The organism is Streptomyces sp. NPDC054887, assembly GCF_053610585.1.
Window position 1 is genome coordinate 43,319 of sequence record NZ_JBSGYQ010000042.1, and the last position, 18,380, is coordinate 61,698.

General features: G+C 73.1%; 13 protein-coding genes. 8 read left to right on the forward strand and 5 right to left on the reverse strand.

The genetic code is table 11. The annotated features are described in order from the left end of the window. Positions 1–42: 42 nt before the first annotated feature. Positions 43–1,842, forward strand: a complete 1,800-nt coding sequence (locus ACWGH0_RS23105) for an ATP-binding SpoIIE family protein phosphatase (RefSeq protein WP_453406097.1) — start codon at positions 43–45, stop codon at positions 1,840–1,842. Between the two features lie 52 nt (positions 1,843–1,894). Here the strand turns inward: ACWGH0_RS23105 and ACWGH0_RS23110 are convergent, their stop codons facing one another. Further along, positions 1,895–3,319: an amidase gene (locus ACWGH0_RS23110; protein ID WP_453406098.1), complete on the reverse strand. Its 1,425-nt coding sequence runs from the start codon at positions 3,317–3,319 to the stop codon at positions 1,895–1,897. Between the two features lie 86 nt (positions 3,320–3,405). Further along, complete coding sequence (locus ACWGH0_RS23115; protein WP_453406099.1) at positions 3,406–5,514, reverse strand: SpoIIE family protein phosphatase; 2,109 nt, start codon at positions 5,512–5,514, stop codon at positions 3,406–3,408. 547 nt (positions 5,515–6,061) lie between these two features. On the opposite strand from ACWGH0_RS23115, the gene ACWGH0_RS23120 reads away from it, so the two are divergent. Then, positions 6,062–7,423 (forward strand): pectate lyase family protein, encoded by a 1,362-nt coding sequence (locus ACWGH0_RS23120; protein WP_453406100.1) that lies wholly within the window; start codon positions 6,062–6,064, stop codon positions 7,421–7,423. 283 nt (positions 7,424–7,706) lie between these two features. On the opposite strand, the gene ACWGH0_RS23125 is transcribed toward ACWGH0_RS23120, so the two are convergent. Together ACWGH0_RS23125 and ACWGH0_RS23130 are read right to left on the reverse strand one after the other, a co-directional pair. Beyond that, complete coding sequence (locus ACWGH0_RS23125; protein WP_453406101.1) at positions 7,707–8,048, reverse strand: GNAT family N-acetyltransferase; 342 nt, start codon at positions 8,046–8,048, stop codon at positions 7,707–7,709. A gap of 10 nt (positions 8,049–8,058) precedes the next feature. Next, the gene (locus ACWGH0_RS23130; protein WP_453406102.1) at positions 8,059–9,039 is read right to left on the reverse strand and encodes a pirin family protein; all 981 of its coding nucleotides are present in this window, start codon (positions 9,037–9,039) and stop codon (positions 8,059–8,061) included. A 111-nt stretch (positions 9,040–9,150) separates the two neighbouring features. Between ACWGH0_RS23130 and ACWGH0_RS23135 the strand changes: the two genes are divergently transcribed. The 6 genes from ACWGH0_RS23135 (at position 9,151) to ACWGH0_RS23160 (ending at position 16,459) form a co-directional block, all read left to right on the forward strand. Beyond that, positions 9,151–9,639: a carboxymuconolactone decarboxylase family protein gene (locus ACWGH0_RS23135; RefSeq protein WP_453406103.1), complete on the forward strand. Its 489-nt coding sequence runs from the start codon at positions 9,151–9,153 to the stop codon at positions 9,637–9,639. A 194-nt stretch (positions 9,640–9,833) separates the two neighbouring features. Further along, a complete protein-coding gene (locus ACWGH0_RS23140) occupies positions 9,834–10,247 on the forward strand; it encodes a VOC family protein (protein WP_453406104.1) in 414 nt (137 codons plus the stop codon). Between the two features lie 89 nt (positions 10,248–10,336). Beyond that, the gene (locus tag ACWGH0_RS23145) at positions 10,337–11,494 is read left to right on the forward strand and encodes a winged helix DNA-binding domain-containing protein (RefSeq protein WP_453406105.1); all 1,158 of its coding nucleotides are present in this window, start codon (positions 10,337–10,339) and stop codon (positions 11,492–11,494) included. A gap of 601 nt (positions 11,495–12,095) precedes the next feature. Then, positions 12,096–15,089, forward strand: coding sequence for a BTAD domain-containing putative transcriptional regulator (locus tag ACWGH0_RS23150; protein ID WP_453406106.1), 2,994 nt, complete (start codon positions 12,096–12,098; stop codon positions 15,087–15,089). Between the two features lie 162 nt (positions 15,090–15,251). Then, positions 15,252–15,431: a hypothetical protein gene (locus ACWGH0_RS23155; RefSeq protein ID WP_453406107.1), complete on the forward strand. Its 180-nt coding sequence runs from the start codon at positions 15,252–15,254 to the stop codon at positions 15,429–15,431. Positions 15,432–15,667: 236 nt separating this feature from the next. Beyond that, positions 15,668–16,459, forward strand: a complete 792-nt coding sequence (locus tag ACWGH0_RS23160; protein WP_453406108.1) for a 4'-phosphopantetheinyl transferase family protein — start codon at positions 15,668–15,670, stop codon at positions 16,457–16,459. Positions 16,460–16,479: 20 nt separating this feature from the next. On the opposite strand, the gene ACWGH0_RS23165 is transcribed toward ACWGH0_RS23160, so the two are convergent. Then, positions 16,480–18,336 carry a BTAD domain-containing putative transcriptional regulator gene (locus ACWGH0_RS23165; protein WP_453406109.1) on the reverse strand — a complete coding sequence of 619 codons (1,857 nt, stop codon included), beginning with the start codon at positions 18,334–18,336 and terminating at the stop codon, positions 16,480–16,482. Positions 18,337–18,380 lie beyond the last annotated feature (44 nt).

Below are 18,380 nucleotides of genomic sequence, written 5' to 3' on the forward strand. Positions count from 1 at the left end.
ACTGTGCAGCACAGGGCGTCGAGACGACGGGAGGCCGAATCGGTGAACGGCGGCGGCCGCAAACGGCGCCTCACCAGCAGGGCCTCCACGGGTGGCGGTGCGTCCGCGCACCGCTCCGGCAGCGCCGGCCCGCGATACCGCCGGGGCAGGGGCCACGTACCGCCGGACCAGTTCACCACGCGCAGCCGCCTCGCCTGGCTGAACTCCGCCACCTCCCGGATCGGCACGACGCTGGACCTGGAGCGCACGGCGCAGGAACTCGCGGAGTTCACCGTGCCCCGGTTCGCCGACGGGGCGGCCGTCGACATCCTGGAGAGCGTCCTGCGCGGCGACGAGGGCGCCCGGTGGACCGGGGCGGGCATTCCCGCCATGCGGGCCACGGCGCTGTGCGCCATCGAGGAGCTCTCCTCCCTGGAACCGACACCGGTCGGAGAGACGTTCGTCCGCGACGACACGCACCACGAGACGCTCCTGCACCGCTACTGCCTGCGGCAGGGCAAGCCGGTCCTGCTCGGCCGGATACGGGACGACGACTTCGTCCGGGTCGCGCCCACCGCGAGCGCGGCCGCGAAGATGCGCGCCGCCGGTGTGCACAGTTACCTGGCCGTTCCCCTGATCGCCCGCGGAGTGCTGCTCGGCAGCGCCGACTTCGTCCGCGGCCCCGGCACGCCGCCGTTCTCCTCCACGGATCTGGCCCTGGCCGAACAACTCGCCTCCAAGGCGGCCGTCTTCATCGACAACGCCCGCATGTACGGACGCGAGCGCGAGCACGTCGTCTCCCTGCAGCGCAGCCTGCTTCCGCGCGGGACCCCGTCGACACCGGGCCTGCGGGTGCACTCCGAATACGCGCCCTCCACCGCCGGCCACGGCGTGGGCGGCGACTGGTACGACGTCGTGGCCCTGCCCGGCGGACGCACGGCCCTCGTCGTCGGCGACGTCATGGGGCACGGGCTGCCGGCCGCCGCGACCATGGGACGGCTGCGGGCGGTCTCCCGCACGCTGATGACCCTGGACATGGCGCCGGAACGCATCCTGGCGCGGCTCGACCTCGCCACCCGCGACCTGGAGGACGAACAGGTCGCCACGTGCCTGTGCGCGGTCTACGACCCGGCCGACTCCACCTACACGCTCGCCAGTGCCGGGCACCTGCCGCCGCTGCTGGTCGACGGGCCGGGCTCGGCCTCCTTCGTGGACGTGCCGACCGGCGCGCCCCTCGGCGCGGGGGTGATCCCGTACGACCCGCTGCGGCTGCGGGTTCCGGACGGCAGCCACCTGGTCATGTTCACCGACGGCCTCCTCAAGTCCCGGACCGAGGACCTGGACGTACAACTGGACCGGCTGCGCACAGCGGCACTCGGCCTCTCTCCCGGGGCCCTCGCGGCGGGGCGCCTGCTGGACTGCGCGCCGACCGGGGCCGCCCGGTTCGACGAGGCGGTGCTCCTCGTCGCGGCGGGCTCCCCGCTCCCGCCCGGCGAGCTGCGCGAGTGGGATCTGCCGAAGGACGGACCGGCGGCCTCCGCCGCACGTGGTCTGGTCACCGGCCAGCTCGCCGAGTGGGGCCTCACCGAACTCGCCGACGCCTGCGAGCTCGTCGTCTCCGAACTCGTCGGCAACGCGCTGCGCTACGGCAACGGCCCGGGCCGGCTGCGGCTGATGCGCGGCGAGCGCCTCGTCGTGGAGGTCTCGGACACGGGCCCCGACCTCCCCCAGATCCAGCATGCGGAGGTCAGCGACGAGGGCGGCCGGGGGCTCCAGCTCATCAACATGCTGTGCCGCAGGTGGGGTTCCTGCCGGACGGTCACCGGCAAGGTGGTCTGGGCGGAACAGAACATGCCGCTGTAGGGCTCGCCGCCGGAGCGATCCAGCGGGCCGGACGCTGTGCGCGGCGGGGTGCTCAGGAAGCCGGGACGTCCTGGATCCGCCGGAACGGACGGTCCGCCTCCAGCTCGAACGCGAGCTCCAGCAGTGTCCGTTCACTGCCGGGACGGCCGGAGAACATGACACCGACGGGCAGTCCGTCCTCGGCCGCGCTCGTCGCGGGCAGCGAGATCGACGGGGTGCCGACGACGTTGTCGACGGGTGTGAACGCGACGTACGCGAGGATCCGTTCGATCAGCGTGGGACAGGGAACGGCCGGGCTCAGGTGACCGAGCGGCGGCGTGGTGTGGGCGAGTACGGGGGAAAGAAGCAGGTCCAGCCCGCGGAACGCCGCCGCGTACGCCTGCCTCGTACGCTTCAGCCTGCGCAGCACGGCCGGAGTGCCCTGCCAGTTCCTGAGGTACGTCTCGCGCAGCCCCCGGCTGAGGCCGTCCATGCGGCGCCGGTCGAAGTCGGGGCCGAGGGTGCGGCCCGTGACGCCGAGGAGGAACGACAGCATCCCCCAGTACGTGAGGAAGTCGTCGGTGAAGCGGGGGTCGATGGCCGGCTCCACGAACTCCACCGTGTGACCGAGCCGTTCGAGCGCGGCCACGGTCCCGGTGACGGCCGCCCGGGTGGCGGTGTCGGAGCGGACGCCGTTCGGCGAGTCCAGCAGGAACCCGACGCGCAGCCGCCGGTCCGAAGGGCCTTCGACCAGGCCCACGGGCGGCAGCTTCGGGTTGCGCCAGTGCCGCTCGGCGGCGGCGAGGAACACGGCGGTGTCACGGACCGACCGGCTCAGGATGCCGTCGGAGACGATGTCGATGGGCAGTTGACGGCTCTGGGCGTTCGCGACGACCCGGCCGCGGGTCGGCTTGAGACCGACGAGTCCGCAGCAGGCGGCGGGGATCCGGATGGAGCCGCCGCCGTCGTTGGCGTGCGCGATCGGCACGGCCCCGGCGGCGACGAGCGCCGCGCTGCCGCCCGACGAACCGCCCGCCGAGTGCCCCGTGTTCCACGGATTGCGGACCGGCTCGGCGCCCTCGTACTCCGTGGTGGGGCTGAACCCGAACTCGGGCAGCCGGGTCTTGCCCAGGACCGTGACGCCGCTGCTCAGGAACTGCCTGCTGAACGGAGCGTGCCGCCGGGCCGCCCGGGGTGTGAAGGCCGCGGTGCCGTGGCCGGTGGGCAGTCCCAGGAAGTCGGTGTTGTCCTTGACGAAGGTCGGCACCCCGGCGAAGGCGCCGTCCGTCCCCGTGGCGTGCGCCGGGGCCTCGGCGTGGACCTGGACCGCGTTGAGGCGCGCCTCGACGGCCCGTACCCGCTCGGCCGCGTCGCGGGCCGCCTCCTCGGCGCCGACCTCGCCCCGCCGGATCGCCCGGGCGAGACCGACGGCGTCGTGCTCTCCCAGAGCGTCGTCCCGGAAGGCGTGCACCGTGGACCGCTCGTCGTACGTCGTCACCGCTGCCTCAGCTCCCGGCCGTGTGGTTGGTTGCCCGCCATCATGGCCTACCGATGAGTAACACGCGAGGGTCCGGCGCGCCCCGGTCACTCCTGCTGCCGTCCTGCGTCCGGGTGGGGGGCGGCCGGGTCACCGGTGTACCGGGCGATCAGCAGGGCGATGTCGTCGTCCGCCGAGCCGGGCACGAGGTAGGTGAGGAGGCTGTCGCACAGTCCGGACAGGGACGGTTGGGGCTGGGCGAGCGCGTGGGTGAGCTCGGCGAGGCGCTGGTCGATGTCGCTGTCGCGGGCCTCGATGAGGCCGTCGGTGTACAGCACGAGGAGGCTGCCCGGCTCCAGGGTTGTCTCGGTGGTGGTGAAGCGGGTGCCGCCGACGCCGAGCGGGGTGCCGGGCGGCAGGTCGAGGAGGTGGACGGCGCCGTCGGGGCCGACGGTGGCCGGCGGCGGGTGGCCGGCGCGGGTCATCCGGCACCGTCCGGTCGCCACGTCGATCACGGCGTAGAGGAAGGTGGCGAGCATCGGCTCGGCGAGGTCGTCGAGCGCCGCTTCGAGCTGGTACAGCAGTTCCTCGGGCTCCAGATCGAGTCTGGCCAGGGCCCGGACGCTGGCGGAGAGCCGTCCCATCACGGCGGCGGCCCGGATGCCGTGGCCCATGACGTCGCCGATCAACAGGGCCGCTTTGCCGCCGGGCAGGTGCAGCACGTCGTACCAGTCGCCGCCGACCTCGTTGACGTCGCTGGCGGGCAGGTACCGGTGGGCGACCTCGATGCCGGGCGGCGCGGTGACGTGCTGCGGGAGCATGCTGCGCTGGAGGGTGAGGGCGGTGTCGTGTTCCCGGTGGTAGAGCCGGGCGTTGTCGATGCTGAGGGCCGCCCGGGCGGCGAGCTCGCCGGCCAGTGTCACGTCGTCGGCGGTGAAGTGGCCGATGGGGCGCGTGCGGTAGAACGTCGCCACGCCCAGCACCAGGTCCCGCGCGAAGAGCGGGGCCATCATGAACGAGTGCACACCCAGGCGCAGCAGCTGCGCGGGCCTGCTGGTGTGGCGGGCGGCGGGGGCGATGGCCTTCTCGTCGAGGCGGGCCAGCAGGAACGGCTGACGCTCGGCGAGCGCCTGGGTGTAGGGCGCGGCGCCCGGGAAGACGAGGGTGCGGCCGAGCGGGGCGAGGACGTCGGTGACCGCGGAGCCGGTCAGCGGGGCCTTGCCCAGGCGGCGCAGGGAGACCCCGCCGGCGAGGCCCATTCCGGGCTCGTCCCCGTGGGCGAGCGTGTCCAGGACGTCGACCGTGACCGCATCGGCGAGGCCGGGCACGGCGAGGTCGGCGAGTTCCTGCGCGGTGCGCTCCAGCTCCAGGCTGGAACCGATCCGGATGGACGCCTCGCTGAGCAGGGCGAGCCTGCGCCGCCCCGCCTCGGCCTCGGTGTGGGCGCGCTGCTGGTCGGTGATGTCGAGCAGGGAGGCGATGACCCCGATGGGTCGGCCGCCCGGGTCCTCCACGCGTACGTACGAGCACGACCACACGCGGTCGTGGTCGGGCGCGGCGGGTGTGCGGCCGATGCGGCGGCGGTCGAGGACCGGCTCCCCGCTGTCCACGACCTGGCGCATCGCGCTCTCCATGTCCTCGGCGTTCACCTCGGGCAGGAGCTGGGACAGCCGCCGGCCGACATGGGCGGACTCCGACAGGCCGTTCATCGTCTCCAGGGCCCGGTTGACCCGCAGGAACCGCAGCTGCGTGTCCAGGATGGCGATGCCGACCGGAGAACGGGCGAACAGCCCGTCCCACACCGCCGACGATCCGCGGATCCGGCGCGCCGCGTGGGCCTCCGCGGCGAACAGCAGGATCGCGGAGGCGTCGTCATGACGGTCGGGAACGGGGGTGGCCCAGATCTCGACCTCCACGGGGTGCCCGTCGCGGTGCCAGGCGGTGACCGTGCCCATGACCCCGCGTCCGCCCGACGCCGCCTCCCACAGCGACCGGCCGAGGCTCCTGTCCGCACCCGGGTGCAGCAGCTCGGCGATGTGCCGCCCGGTCACCTCCTGCGGGCTGTAGCCGAGCAGCCCTTCGGCGGCCCGGTTCCACCGCACGATCGTTCCGTCGGCGCTGGTGGCCACCTGCGCCACCGGCAGCGCGCCCAGCCAGCCGCCGGCGTCCTGGGCCGCGCCGCTGACGAGTTCCTCGACCGGGTTCGGCTCATGCATCCCGTGCCTCCCCGTTCCCCGCCGGCGGTGTCCCGCCGCCGTGCGCGCACGGGACAGGCGCTGCGGTGGGCCCGGGGAACCGCGCGCCCGCAGCGGCCGCCGGCTGCGCTTCCTCCATACCCTCCATGGTGACCCCGGCGCCCCCACACCGCTCTCGCACCGGCGTCCGCCTCACCGTGGGACGCCGTCCGGTCACCCGGCGGAGCCGCGCCCCACGGCCGGACGCAAGCCGTGCGCCGGCCGGGGGCCCGGTCCTGGGACGACACCGGCGCGCCGTCGCGGGCGGCGCCCTGTCGCCCTGTCGCCCTGTCGCCCTGTCGCCCTGGACGATCGGACGCCCGCGTGACCCTCGCCGTGTCGTTGAACGGGTACCTCGTGCGCCCCCGGTGCCGCCCGTGGCGGCTGCGCACCGGGCTTCATGTCGCCGCAGTCCTCGACGGGCGTGACGCGGACCACACCCCGTCCCGGACCACGACGGCAACCTCACGGCGCCCGGCGGCGACTGACGGTCGGACAGACACCGTCTAGCGCACCAGGAACCACACCCATGCGTAATGCCTCCCACCGCCGCTCCCGTGCCCGTCGGCGCGTCGCCCTCGTCGCCGCGGGCCTCGTCGGCGCCGCCGGCCTCGGCACCGTGCCGTTCGTGCTCCGCGCGGACGCCGCTCCCGCCGACCTGGACCACGCCACGCTCGCCCGCGGCGACGGGTGGGCGTCGAGCGGCTCCGGCACCACGGGCGGCAGCGCCGCCGACGCCGCGCACGTCTTCACCGTCACCAACCGCGCCGAACTGGTCAGGGCCCTGCGCGCGGCCCCCGGGGACGCCCCGCGCATCATCCGGGTGAAGGGACGCATCGCCGCCAACACCGACGACGCGGGACGGGCGTTGACCTGCTCGGACTACGCCAAGGGCACCGGCTACTCGCTCGCCTCCTACCTGAAGGCGTACGACCCCGCTGTCTGGGGACGGTCGAAGCTGCCCTCCGGGACGCAGGAGTCGGCGCGTGCCGCCGCGCAGGTGAAGCAGGCGGCGCGCATCGTCTTCGACGTACCGTCGAACACCACCGTCGCCGGCGTTCCCGGCACCGACGCGGGCATCACCGGCGGCAGCCTTCAGGTCCGCAAGGCGGACAACGTCATCCTGCGCAACCTCACCCTGGCCGACACCCGCGACTGCTTCCCCCAGTGGGACCCCACCGACGGTTCGGAAGGGAACTGGAACTCCGCCTACGACGCCGTCTCCCTGCGCGGCGCCACGCACGTGTGGGCCGACCACAACACGTTCACCGACGCGCCGCACCACGACGCGTCCAACCCCCGCCACTTCGGCCGTGAGTACCAGGTCCACGACGGCACGCTCGACATCACCAACGCCTCCGACCTGGTGACCGCCTCGTACAACCGCTTCGTCGACCACGACAAGACCATGCTCATCGGCAGCAGCGACAAGGACACCAAGCTGCGCGTCACGCTCCACCACAACGTCTTCCAGGGCATCGCGCAGCGCGCCCCGCTGGCCAGGGTGGGACAGATCCACCTGTACAACAACCACTTCGACACCACGCCGCGCAACGGTTACACGCACAGCTACAGCGTCAACTCCCGGGCCGGCGCCCGGGTCGTGGCGGAGCACAACCACTGGACGCTGTCCGCGGACCGCAAGGTGTCCCAGTTGCTGTCGGGAGACGGCACCGGCGCCGTGGCCGGCGGCGGGAACATGGTGAACGGCAAGGTCACCGACCTGGTCGCCGCGTACAACGCCGCGAACCGGAAGAAGCTCAGGACGACGGTCGACTGGAAGCCCGCCCTGACCACGGGGCTCGAACCTTCCGCCGCCGGCCTGCCCGCGTCCCTCGCCCGGCGGGCCGGCGCGGGCCTCCTCACGGCGTCGGGCACGATGCCCCGCTGATCCGTGCGCGGCCGGCTCCCGCACCGCCGGCCCGTGCCCGCCACGGCCGCCCCCGGCAGCCGTGGCGGCGCGAGGCGGCCGGGGCAGCGGCGAGCGGCAGCCGGGGCTCCCCCGTGCGCCGTGGGCCGTGACCGGTCGGGGCCGGGGCCCGGACCCGCGACGAGACCACGGCGATCCGGCCAACTTCCGGCAACCGGGATCCCCGGCGGGCCGCCACAGGTCCCGCCCGTACCGCTCCCGCGCGCCGGAACACGATCCGCCCGGACCCGGGCGGATCGTGCGGTCAGGGGGTCGGCGCGGTCTCCAGCCACCTCAGCGTCTCGGCCGTCACCGGGTCGGTGATGTCGGCGAACTCGTCGTGCTTCTTGAGGAATTTCGCCACATACGGGCAGACCGGCACGATCCGCTTGCCGGCACTCCGCACGTCGTCGAGCGCCTGCTGCACGAGGATCGCGGCGAGGCCCCGGCCGGCGAAGGCGTCGCCGATCTCCGTGTGGTAGAAAACGCGCTGGTCATTGCGGTCGCGGTACGAGGTGTGACCGGCGCTCACGCCGTCGGCGAGGATCTCGTACCGGTGCCGGGCGTCCACGCGCCGGACGGCAGGAGCGGTGGTGGGCTGCGTCATCGTGTGCCTTTCAGCGGCGGGGCGGGTTGGCGCGCGGGGCGATGGTGGCGTGGGGAAGGGCGGGGGCCGGCAGGCGCGTGCCGCCGTGGCCGTCGACCGTGCCGAAGCGGTCGGACGCGTTCTGCCACGCTTCCCTCGCCTCGACGATGTCCTGGTGGCTGCGGCCGACGAAGTTCCACCACATGACGATCTGTTCCTCGAACGGCGCCCCGCCGAGCAGGACGACCCGGGCGGCGGTGTCCGCGTCGTTCGACAGGGTGAGTGTGCCGTTCCCGGTGGGCAGGTACCCCAACTCCGCCCGGCGCAGCGTGGTTCCGGCCATGGCGACCTCGCCCTCGTCGACGAGGAGGCCGTGTTCGAAGTCCGTGCGCGTCTCCAGCGTGACGGCCGAACGCGGAGCGAGGAGGAGTTCGGCGCCGAGCAGCGGAGTGAACGTGCGGACCGGAGAGGTGTCCCCCGCGAGCGCGCCCAGGAACACCCGCACCTCGGCGCCGTCCACCCGTACCGGCTCGGGCACGTAGTGCTGGAAGTCGCGGGCCGCGTCGCGGTGTTCGCCGGGCAGCGCCACCCACAGCTGGACCCCGTGCAGGACGGTGGTGCGGGCGGTGGAGACCTCCGAGTGGCTGATGCCGTACCCGCCGGTCATGAGGTTCAGTTCGCCCGGCCGTACGAAGGCGTGGCTGCCCAGGCTGTCCCGGTGCTCGATCTCCCCGCCGAACAGCCAGCTCACCGTCTGGAGACCCGTGTGGGGGTGCGGCGGGACGGCCATCCCGCCGGATTCGGCGACGTCGTCGGGGCCGTAGTGGTCGATGAAGCACCAGGCCCCGATCAGCGTCCGGGCGCGCTGCGGCAGGGTGCGGCGTACCGTCATCGCCCGGGGGCCGCCCAGCGGGACGTCCCGCGCGGAGAGTACGTCGACCCGCGGCGCCCCCGCGTCGTGGTGCTCGTCCCCGCAGCGCAGTTCGGCGGGAGCCGTCTCCACGTTGCTCATCGCACGCCCCTCTCCCCCAGGATAATTGCATCTTCAACAAGTACATTCGATGATAGACCTCAGGCGCACAGTACGGCGAGCGGCCGACGGCGGCCCGTGAGGGAGATCAGGTTGAGCGACACGGCGGCGGGCCCGGTGAGCAGGCGCGTCTTCATCGACAAGCAGAGCCCGAAGGCGTACCACGCCCTGGCCGACACGGCCGGGGCCGTCCGGGCGGTGGCCGCCGACGCGGGACTGGACCGCACACTGGTGGAACTGATCAACATCCGCGTGTCGCAGATCAACCGCTGCGCGTACTGCCTCGACGTCCACACCCGGGCCGCGCAGCGCGCCGGGGAGACCGGCCGGCGCCTGGGCGTGCTCGCCGCCTGGCGCGACACCGACGTGTTCACGGAGCGGGAGCGCGCGGCGCTCGCCCTCGCGGAGGCCACCACCGAGCCGGCGGACGCGTCCGCGCGGGACCGCGCGTACGACGAGGCCCGCCGGATCCTCACCGACGACGAGATCTCGGCGGCGATCTGGGTGGCGATCACCATCAACGCCTTCAACCGGGTCTCCGTCCTGAGCGGGCACCCCGTCCGCGCGACCGCTCAGCCGTGACCGGGCGCGGTGCCGCAGCGCCGCGGAGATGAGCGTTCCGGCCGCCGGCGCGCCACGAGGGCCGGGGCGTCGGGTGTCCGCGCTCCATCCTGCGGCCCGAGAGGACGCGGCGGCGCACGGGGAGCCGCCCCGCGTGTCGGCGCCGGGTCGCCTAAGCTGCCGAAGCTGACATTCCATCAGGAACGGAGAGACTCGTGCCTTCTCGCCTCAATCCGTATATCAGCTTCGACGGCGAAGCCCGGCAGGCCATGGAGTTCTACAAGGAGGTGTTCGGCGGCACCCTCACGGTCAACACCTACGGCGAGTTCGGTGAGGAGCAGCCCGCGGACGGCTCCGACAAGATCATGCACAGCATGCTGGACACCCCGAGCGGCTTCACCCTGATGTGCGCCGACCTGCCGCCCGGCATGGAGTACAAGCCGGGGAACAACATCGCGGTCAGCGTGAGCGGCGAGGACTCCGGCGAACTGCGCGGGTACTGGGACAAGCTCTCCGGCAGCGGCACGGTTTCGGTCCCGCTGGAGCAGCAGATGTGGGGCGACGTCTTCGGCATGTGCACGGACCGCTTCGGCATCACCTGGCTGATCAACATCAATCAGCACGCCTAGCCCCGACGGCGGCTCAGCCGGGCTTCAGGCGCGCGGCGGCGTCCGGATGACGGGTTCCGCGCCGTCCGGCGAACGGACAGAATCCCGGCATGAAGATCTCCGCGCCGGCGCTCAACCGCGCCACGCTCGCCCGGCAGTTGCTGCTCCACCGCGCGGATCTCGACGTCGCCGCCGGTGTACGGCGGGTGGTCGCCCTCCAGGCGCAGGAGCCCGCCTCGCCGTACATCGCGCTGTGGAACAGGCTGAGCGGCTTCGACCCGACCGGCCTCGACACGGCGCTGGCCGGATTCCGTACGGTCAGGACGACGCTGATGCGGCTCACGCTGCACGCGGTCGACGTCGAGGACTACCCGGCCTTCCGCGAGGCCATGGAGCCGACGCTGTACGCCTCCAGGATCGGTGACGCGCGCTACAGGGCGGCCGGGCTCACGGCGGAGCGGACCGCCGCACTGGTCGCGGACCTGCTGAGGTTCGCCGACCGCCCCCGGACCGGCGCGCAGATGAGGGCGTGGCTGGAGGAGCGGCTCGGCGCCCCGATGGCGCCGGCGGCGCAGCGGATGCTGCGCCAGTACGCCCCGCTGTGGCACGTGGGCACGGGCGGACCGTGGTCGTTCGGGACCCGGCCGTCGTACGTCGCGGCCGGCGCGGCGCCGGCCCCCGCGGACCCGGAGGTCGCCGCCGCGGGCCTGCGGACCCTCATCCGCCGCTACCTGGAGGGCTTCGGGCCGGCGTCGGTGGCGGACATGGCGCAGTTCGCGATGGTCCAGCGGACCCGCGTGAGAACCGCGCTGGCCGCGCTCACCGACGAGCTCGAACGACTCGAAGGCCCCGACGGCACGGTGCTGTACGACGTCCCGGGCGCACCGCGGCCGAGCGGGGACACCCCGGCGCCGCCGAGGCTGCTGGGGATGTGGGACAGCGTTCTGCTGGCCCACGCCGACCGGAGCCGGGTGGTACCACCCGGCTGCCGCGAGCACGTGACGCGCCGCAACGGCGATGTGCTGCCCACCCTGCTGGTCGACGGTCACGTCGCCGGGGTGTGGCGCGTCGTCGAGGGACGCATCGAGGCGGGCGCCTTCCACCCGCTCACGGACGCCACATGGGAGGCTCTGGCGGAGGAGGCCGGGTCGCTGGCCGCGCTCCTCGCCGCCCGCGACCCCGGGGTGTACCGGCGCTACCACCACTGGTGGGCCAAGGGGCTGCCGACCGCCGAGACCCGGCTGCTGGCAGATGTCACGACGGCGTGAGTCCGTCCCGCGCATCGTGACGTGCCGGAGCCACCGGGGCGGCCCCGTGGCGCGCCCCCCGCGTTCCGTTCACGGGTGCTTGTTCCGTGCCGGGAGCGGGAATCCGCGGCGCCCGCCGACGCGGTTTTCGGTGGCACCACGAACCGTCTAATGTGAATTCTGTTCATCTTTTATCCGCCGCTTACCACTGCGGCGACTCGGCCGGCCGACGACGCCGGCCGGGGGTATCCCCGGCGTTCGCACGCAATTACACGTTCAATCACCTCCATAGGCACACCCTCGGTGTTTTCCCGTGCACTTTGCGGAGTACCGCGGCATTCCGGCGGCGCAGTCGGCGCTTACTCCGGAGTAAGCCGTACGTACTGGGCGGTAGATCGCCGGGTCGCCGTATCCTGGCTGCCTCGGGACTGGCTCAATAACAGCGGCTTCGCCGTTCACGACGCGCGCATTCCTGCCGTCGACGGCGATCCTGGGAGGTGCACCCGGCCGACAGGACACGGCGGGGTGGGGGTGCGGGGGCAGCGCTGGGGGTGCGGCGGGCGGGACGGTCTGCCGGGTCACACGGCCGGTCGCTGCCGTCGCTCGGGAGCAGGGGGAGTGCATGGAGAGTCGGCTGAACTTCAGGGTATTAGGGCCCCTTGAAGTGACGTCCGGGGACGCCCGGGTGCCGATCGGAGGTCCCCGGCACCGGACCATTCTCGTGATGTTGCTGCTCAGCCCCGGCAGGGTCGTACCCGTGGACGCGCTGATCGAGGCCGTGTGGAGCGATCACCCGCCGGCCACGGCGCGCACCCAGGTGTCCATCTGCATCGCCGCGCTGCGCAAGGCGTTCAAGACCGCCGGCGTCCCCGGCGAGGTCATCGCCACCGCGCATCCCGGCTATCTGCTGCGCGTGGGCATGCACCGGCTCGACTCGCACGAGTTCTCCGAGCTGGTCGCGGCGGCCGAACTCGCGGTCGGGGACAACCGGTTCTCCGAGGCGGCACGCTGCTACGCGAACGCGCTCAAGCTGTGGCGCGGAAGACCCCTGTCGGGCGTGACCGGGCGGGTGGTGGAGGACGAGGCCCGGTGGCTCGAGGAGCTGCGGCTCGACACGTACGAGAACGCGACGGCCGTGCATCTCCAGCTCGGCGACCACCAGAAGATCCTTCCCGACCTGGCGGCGATGGTCCGCGAGCATCCGCTGCGTGAGCGCGCCCGTCATCAGCTCATCACCGCCCAATACCGGTCCGGCAGACGGGCCGAGGCCCTGGAGACCTTCCGTGAGGGGCGCCGGTGGCTCATCGACGAGCTCGGTCTCGAACCCGGCCCGGCCCTCTCCGAGCTGCACAACGCGATCCTCAAGGACGAGCCGTCGCTGGCCGTGCGCGGGGCCGAGGCGGTCGACGGCGACGGGCTGCTGTCGAAGCCCGTCGGCGACCCGCTGGAGCTGCCGCCGGACGTGCCGGGGCTGGCCGGCCGCAAGGAGGAACTCGCCCAGCTCGACGAACTGCTGGACGTCGGTACGGCCTCGCGCGGCCCGTCCACCGGGCTGATCACCGGTGTCGGCGGCGTCGGCAAGACATGCCTGGCGGTGCACTGGGCGCACAGCGTCTCGGAGCAGTTCCCCGACGGGCAGCTCTTCGCCGACCTGCGCGGCTACGACGAGCACCTGGAGCCCACCACCGCCGGGGAGATCCTCGGCCGTTTCCTGCGCTCGCTCTCCGTGCCCATCGGCCAGATTCCGGCCGAACCCGAGGAGCGCGCCGCCCTCTACCGCAGCCTGCTCGCCGACCGCCGGGTGCTGGTGGTGCTCGACAACGTGCGGACCTACGCCCAGGTGCGGCCGCTGATCCCCAGCAGCGGGGGCTGCTGCGTCCTGGTCACCAGCCGGGAGCAGCTGTCCGAGATGCTCGCCTGGCCGCCGCAGGCGTGGGTGCGCCTGGGCAGGCTGTCGCCGTACGAGGCGGTCGAGCTGCTCGGGAAGATCGTCGGTGAGGAGCGCGTCGCCGTCGACCCGCCCTCGGCCGACCGGCTCGTCGAGCTGTGCGACCTGCTGCCGCTCGCGCTGCGGATCGCCGGAGCGCGGCTCGCCTCCAAGCCGCACTGGACGGTGTCCCGTCTGGTGCGCCGGCTGAGCGACGAACGGCTGCGGCTGGACGAGCTCAGCTCGGGAGAGTCGCAGGTGCGCGCGAGCTTCACCCTGACGTACCGGGGCCTGTCCGCCCCGACGGCGCTGCTCTACCGCAACCTCGGGCTCCTCGACGTGCCGGACTTCGGCGCCTGGGTCGCCTCCGCGCTCCTGGACACGGACCTGGACACCGGTGAACGGCTCATCGAGCAGCTGGTCGACGCCCAGTTCCTCGACGTGGTGGGCCTGGACGCGACCGGCCATCCGCGCTACCGGTTCCAGAACCTGCTGCGGCTGTTCGCCCGTGAGCGCGCGGAGGCGGAGGAGACCCCCGAGCAGCGGCGGGCCGCGCGGGAACGCGCGTTCCGGGCGTATCTCGCGCTCGCCGAGCAGGCCCACCGGCGTTCCTACGGGGGCGACTTCAGCATCATCCACAGCGCTGCGCCCCGTCATCCGCTGCCCGACGAGCTCGCCGCGGGGCTGCTCACCGCCCCGCTGGACTGGCTGGAGACCGAACGGCTCTCGCTGGTCGCGGTGGTCGACCAGGCCGCAGGACTCGGCCTCGACGACCTCGCGTGGGACCTCACCATGTCCGTCGCGGTGCTTTTCGAAACGCGCAACTACCTCGACGACTGGCGCGAGTGCAGCGAGCGGGCGCTCGCCGCGACCCGGGCCGCGGGCAACTCCCGGGGCCAGGCGGCGATGCTGCACAATCTCGGCGCGCTGGAAATGCGCCTGCGCGACTTCTCGAAGGCGTACGCGACCTTCACCGAGGCGCTCGCCCTCCACGAGCTGGCCGGTGAGGAGCACGGCCGCGCCCTCGTGCTGCGCAACATGGCCATGATCGACGAGATGCGCGGCGAGCTGGAGACCGCCATGGACCACAGTGCGCGGGCCCTGGCGACGTTCCGCGCGGTGGGCGATCTGTCCTCGGAGGCCCATGTGCTGAACAACATGGCGCAGATCGAACTCGACCGGGGCCGTACGGACTCCGCCGAGGAGCTGAGCCTGGAGTCGCTGCGGGTCTCCACGGCGATCGGTGAGGGCGGAGCCCGCAGCCGGGCGCTCGGCACCCACCGGCTGGCCCGCGTGTATCTCGCGCAGGGCAAGTACGACCTCGCAGAAGAAGCCTTTCTGCAGATGATCCAGATCGTACGGGCCAAGGCCGACATGCTGGGCCTCGCGCACGGTCTGCTCGGCCTGGGCGAGGCGAGGCTGGGCGCCAGGAGCTGGGGTCAGGCCAAGGGGACCCTGCTGCACGCGCTCGAGATCGCCGGTCTGGTGGACAGCGCCCTGGTGGAGGGAAAAATCAAACTGGCCCTCGGCGAGGCGTGCTGGGAATGCGGTGAGCACTCCGCCGCCCGCAGGTATTTCACCGAAGCCAGGGCGGACTTCAGCCGGATCGGCGTGGAGAAGTGGGCCCAGCGGGCGCAAGGGGCACTGAGCAGGGGCGTGTCCGAGGAAAGGACCGTGGGCAGCCTTTGAGCGCTTGCGGCGGCGGGCCCGCAATCCGTCGCCGCAACCTCGGAACCAAGGAATCCCTTTTACTCTATCGGGCGGCCCGGAAACCGAAAGCGGACCGATAATGAGCCGAAACCCCCTCGTCCTAGTGTCGAGACACAACAGCGGGACGACATGGGGGAAGAAATGCAGAACGTACGCAACAGCATCGCGATGGGCACCGTCACCACCGTTCTGGTCGGGCTCTGCGCCTTCGTCGGCGCGGGCGCGGCGACGGCGGCCCAGACCGGCGGCGGGCTTCCGGTGGTGACCACGGGCATCACCACCGAGGTCATCTCCGGCACCGACGACGAGAGCTGGCACTGAGCCGCCTCAGCCGGCCGATCGCCTGACGCGAAGGCGGAAATATATTTCCGCGATATAAGACGACGGTAAGGTCCGCGCCACGCAGCCCGCAGTCGAAATGACAGAGAGTGCCCATGGCGCCGCCTTACAACATGTTCGAGAACAGCCGCGGCCGCGGAGCTGACCACAGCCCCGCGGCCGCGTTCCGCGCGCTACGCGCCGGTGGCGATACGCATATCTGGTGGTGGCGACAGCCCTTGGGCACCGATCCCGCCGATCTCGCCCTGCTCAATACGGAAGAGTTCCGGCAGGCGCTCTCGGTCCATTCGGAGCGAGAGGCCGCCGCGTACGTCCACACCAGGGCGATGGCCCGCCGGGCGGTCGGGGAACTCCTCGACGCCGCTCCCGAGGACGTCGACATCGACGAGTCGCCGTGTCCGACGTGCGGGGACCCGAAGCACGGCCCGACCCGGCTCGGCCGGCCCCCGTTGCCGCTGGCGATGAGCCTGGCCCGTACCGGCGGGCACACCGTCCTCGCGGTCGGGACCGGGACCGCCATCGGCGTGGACGCGGAGCTGGTGCGGCCCGTGCGGCAGGACGTCCTCGGCGAGTCGTGGCTCACCCCGGACGAGGTCCTGCATCTGCTGGCGCTGCCCCGGGGCGCCGTCCGGGACGCGGTCTTCTACCGGTGCTGGACCCGGAAGGAAGCCGTTCTCAAGGCGGTGGGCCACGGGCTCGACGACATCCGCCTGGACCAGATCGAGTCCTACCCGGCCGCCACGGGGACCGTGCTGATGCACTGTCCCGGTCCGACGGCCGACGATACGGACCCGGGGCCGGGCGGCGCGCGCGGCCCCGGTGCCGGCGGCCCGCCTCTCGACGGCCGCGGCCCGGACGGACGCACCGCATGGGTGGTACGGGATCTGGCGCTCTCCGGCCGTGTGGCCGCTTCCGTCGCCCAGCCGGCCGCAACCGAACCGGCCTGCGGCCCGGTGCGGCTGCACCTGCGCGACCGCCGGGCGCGGCGCGACGCGCCCGACGGGCCGTGATCCCGGGTGCGGACCGCCGCTCAGCGGGCGGCGGTCGCCTCCGACGGGGCGTGGTGCGGCGCGTCCCCCAGCGGTACCGGCGGTTCGTCCTGCGGCGGCGCGTCCTTGAGCGCGGCGGCGAAGAGCAGCACCAGCTCGTGGAAGCGGTAGAGCGGGCGCCCCTGCCGGTCGACGCCGCAGATGTCGAGCAGCGCCCCGTCCACCAGTTCTTCGAGCCGCTGCTCGGCCGCGGACTCCCGCGTTCCGAGGTACGTGGCGGCCCGCTGGGCGGGGAACGACTCCAGGCCGATGCCGGCCAGCCGCGTTAGTGTGGCCCGGGCCTGGTCGGACGCGGGCAGCTGCCGCAGTGACGGCAGCAGCGCCGAGGCCACGTCGATCCCGCCGTACGACAGCTCCCGCAGCCGGGTCTCCGGGGCGGCGAGCCGGCCCGCCAGGCGGGCCACCGGCCAGTAGGGACGTGCGGCGAGCCTGCTGCCGGTGGCGCGCAGCGCGAGCGGCAGTCCCCCGCAGTACGCGATCAGGTCGTCCGTGGCGTCGGGTTCGGCCAGCAGCCGCGCACGGCCCGCCGACGTGGCGAGCAGGTCGAATGCCGCGCCGTCGCCGAGGGGCGCGAGCGCGGTCGTCCTGGCTCCGGTCACCCGGGCGAGCCGGGCGCGGCCGGTGATGAGTACGACGGCGTCCGGCGACCCGGACAGCAGCGGGTCGAGCCGACGGCTGCCGACCGCGCCGTCGAGCACCACCAGGAGCCGTCTGCCCGCCGTTCTCGCCCGGAACAGGCGTACCAGTTCGTCCAGTTCCATGCGGCTGCCCGCGCCCTCGCCCGTACGGTCGCCCGTGTCGCCGGCGCCGACGTGCTCGCCGAGTCCCCGCAGCAGCCCGGTGAGGACTTCGGCGGGGTGCTTGGGCCGGCCGTCCGGCCGCACCAGTTCGGCGAAGAGGCGGCCGCCGGGCCAGTGAGCGGCGCTGGTGTGCGCGGCGTGCACGGCCAGCGCGGTCTTGCCGACCCCCGCCATGCCCGTGACCAGCAGGTGGCGCGGGCCGGAGCCGGCGGACGCCTCCGTCAGCTGGTTGCGCAGGGCGGTGAGTTCCGCCTGCCGGCCGACGAACTCCTCGGTGTCCGGGGGCAGCATGTCCGGCGCGTCGCCGTGCTCGTCCCCGGAGGGCTCGGGCCGCCGGACCCGGTTGCCCGGCCCGGGCCCGCGGTGGCCCGCGAGCACCGCCGCGTACGTCGACCCGAGCGCCTCGCCGGGGTCGATGCCCAGTTGGTCGGCGAGGAGGCTGCGGCCGTCGTAGTAACTCTGCAGCGCGTCGCTCTGGCGCCCGCTGCGGTAGTAGGCCGTCATGAGCTGGGCGCGCAGCTTCTCCCGGAGGGGGAACCGCGTGACGAGTCCGGCGAGTTCGGCGGTCACCTGCTCGTGTCTGCCGAGCGCCAGGTCCGCCTCCACCCGGTTCTCGACCGCGTGCATCCGCGCCTCTTCGAGCTGCGGCAGCTCGGCGTCGGCGAGGTGCTCGGTGACGTTGGCGAGCGCGTTGCCCCGCCAGTGCCCGAGCGCTTCGGTGAGCAGCGTCGCCGCCTCACCGAAGCGCTTGTGCCCCAGCGCCGTCCGCCCGAGTCTGTCCAGCCGCTCGAACTCCAGGAGATCGACGCTGCTGTGCGGCGCCCGGAGCAGGTAGCCGGGCTGGCGGCGCTCGATCGTCACCCCGTCACCGAGCAGTTTGCGCAGCCTGGACATGTACGTGTAGATCTGCGCGCCGGACGTCGCCGGCGGCTCCCACCCCCACAGGAGCGAGTTCATCCGCGCGTCGGACACCACGCGGCCCCTGGCGAGCAGCAGGGTCGCGAGTACCGTGTGGACCTTGGAACCGGACAGCGCCACGCGTGCGCCGTCCCTGTGAGCTTCTACCGGGCCGAGGACTCGGA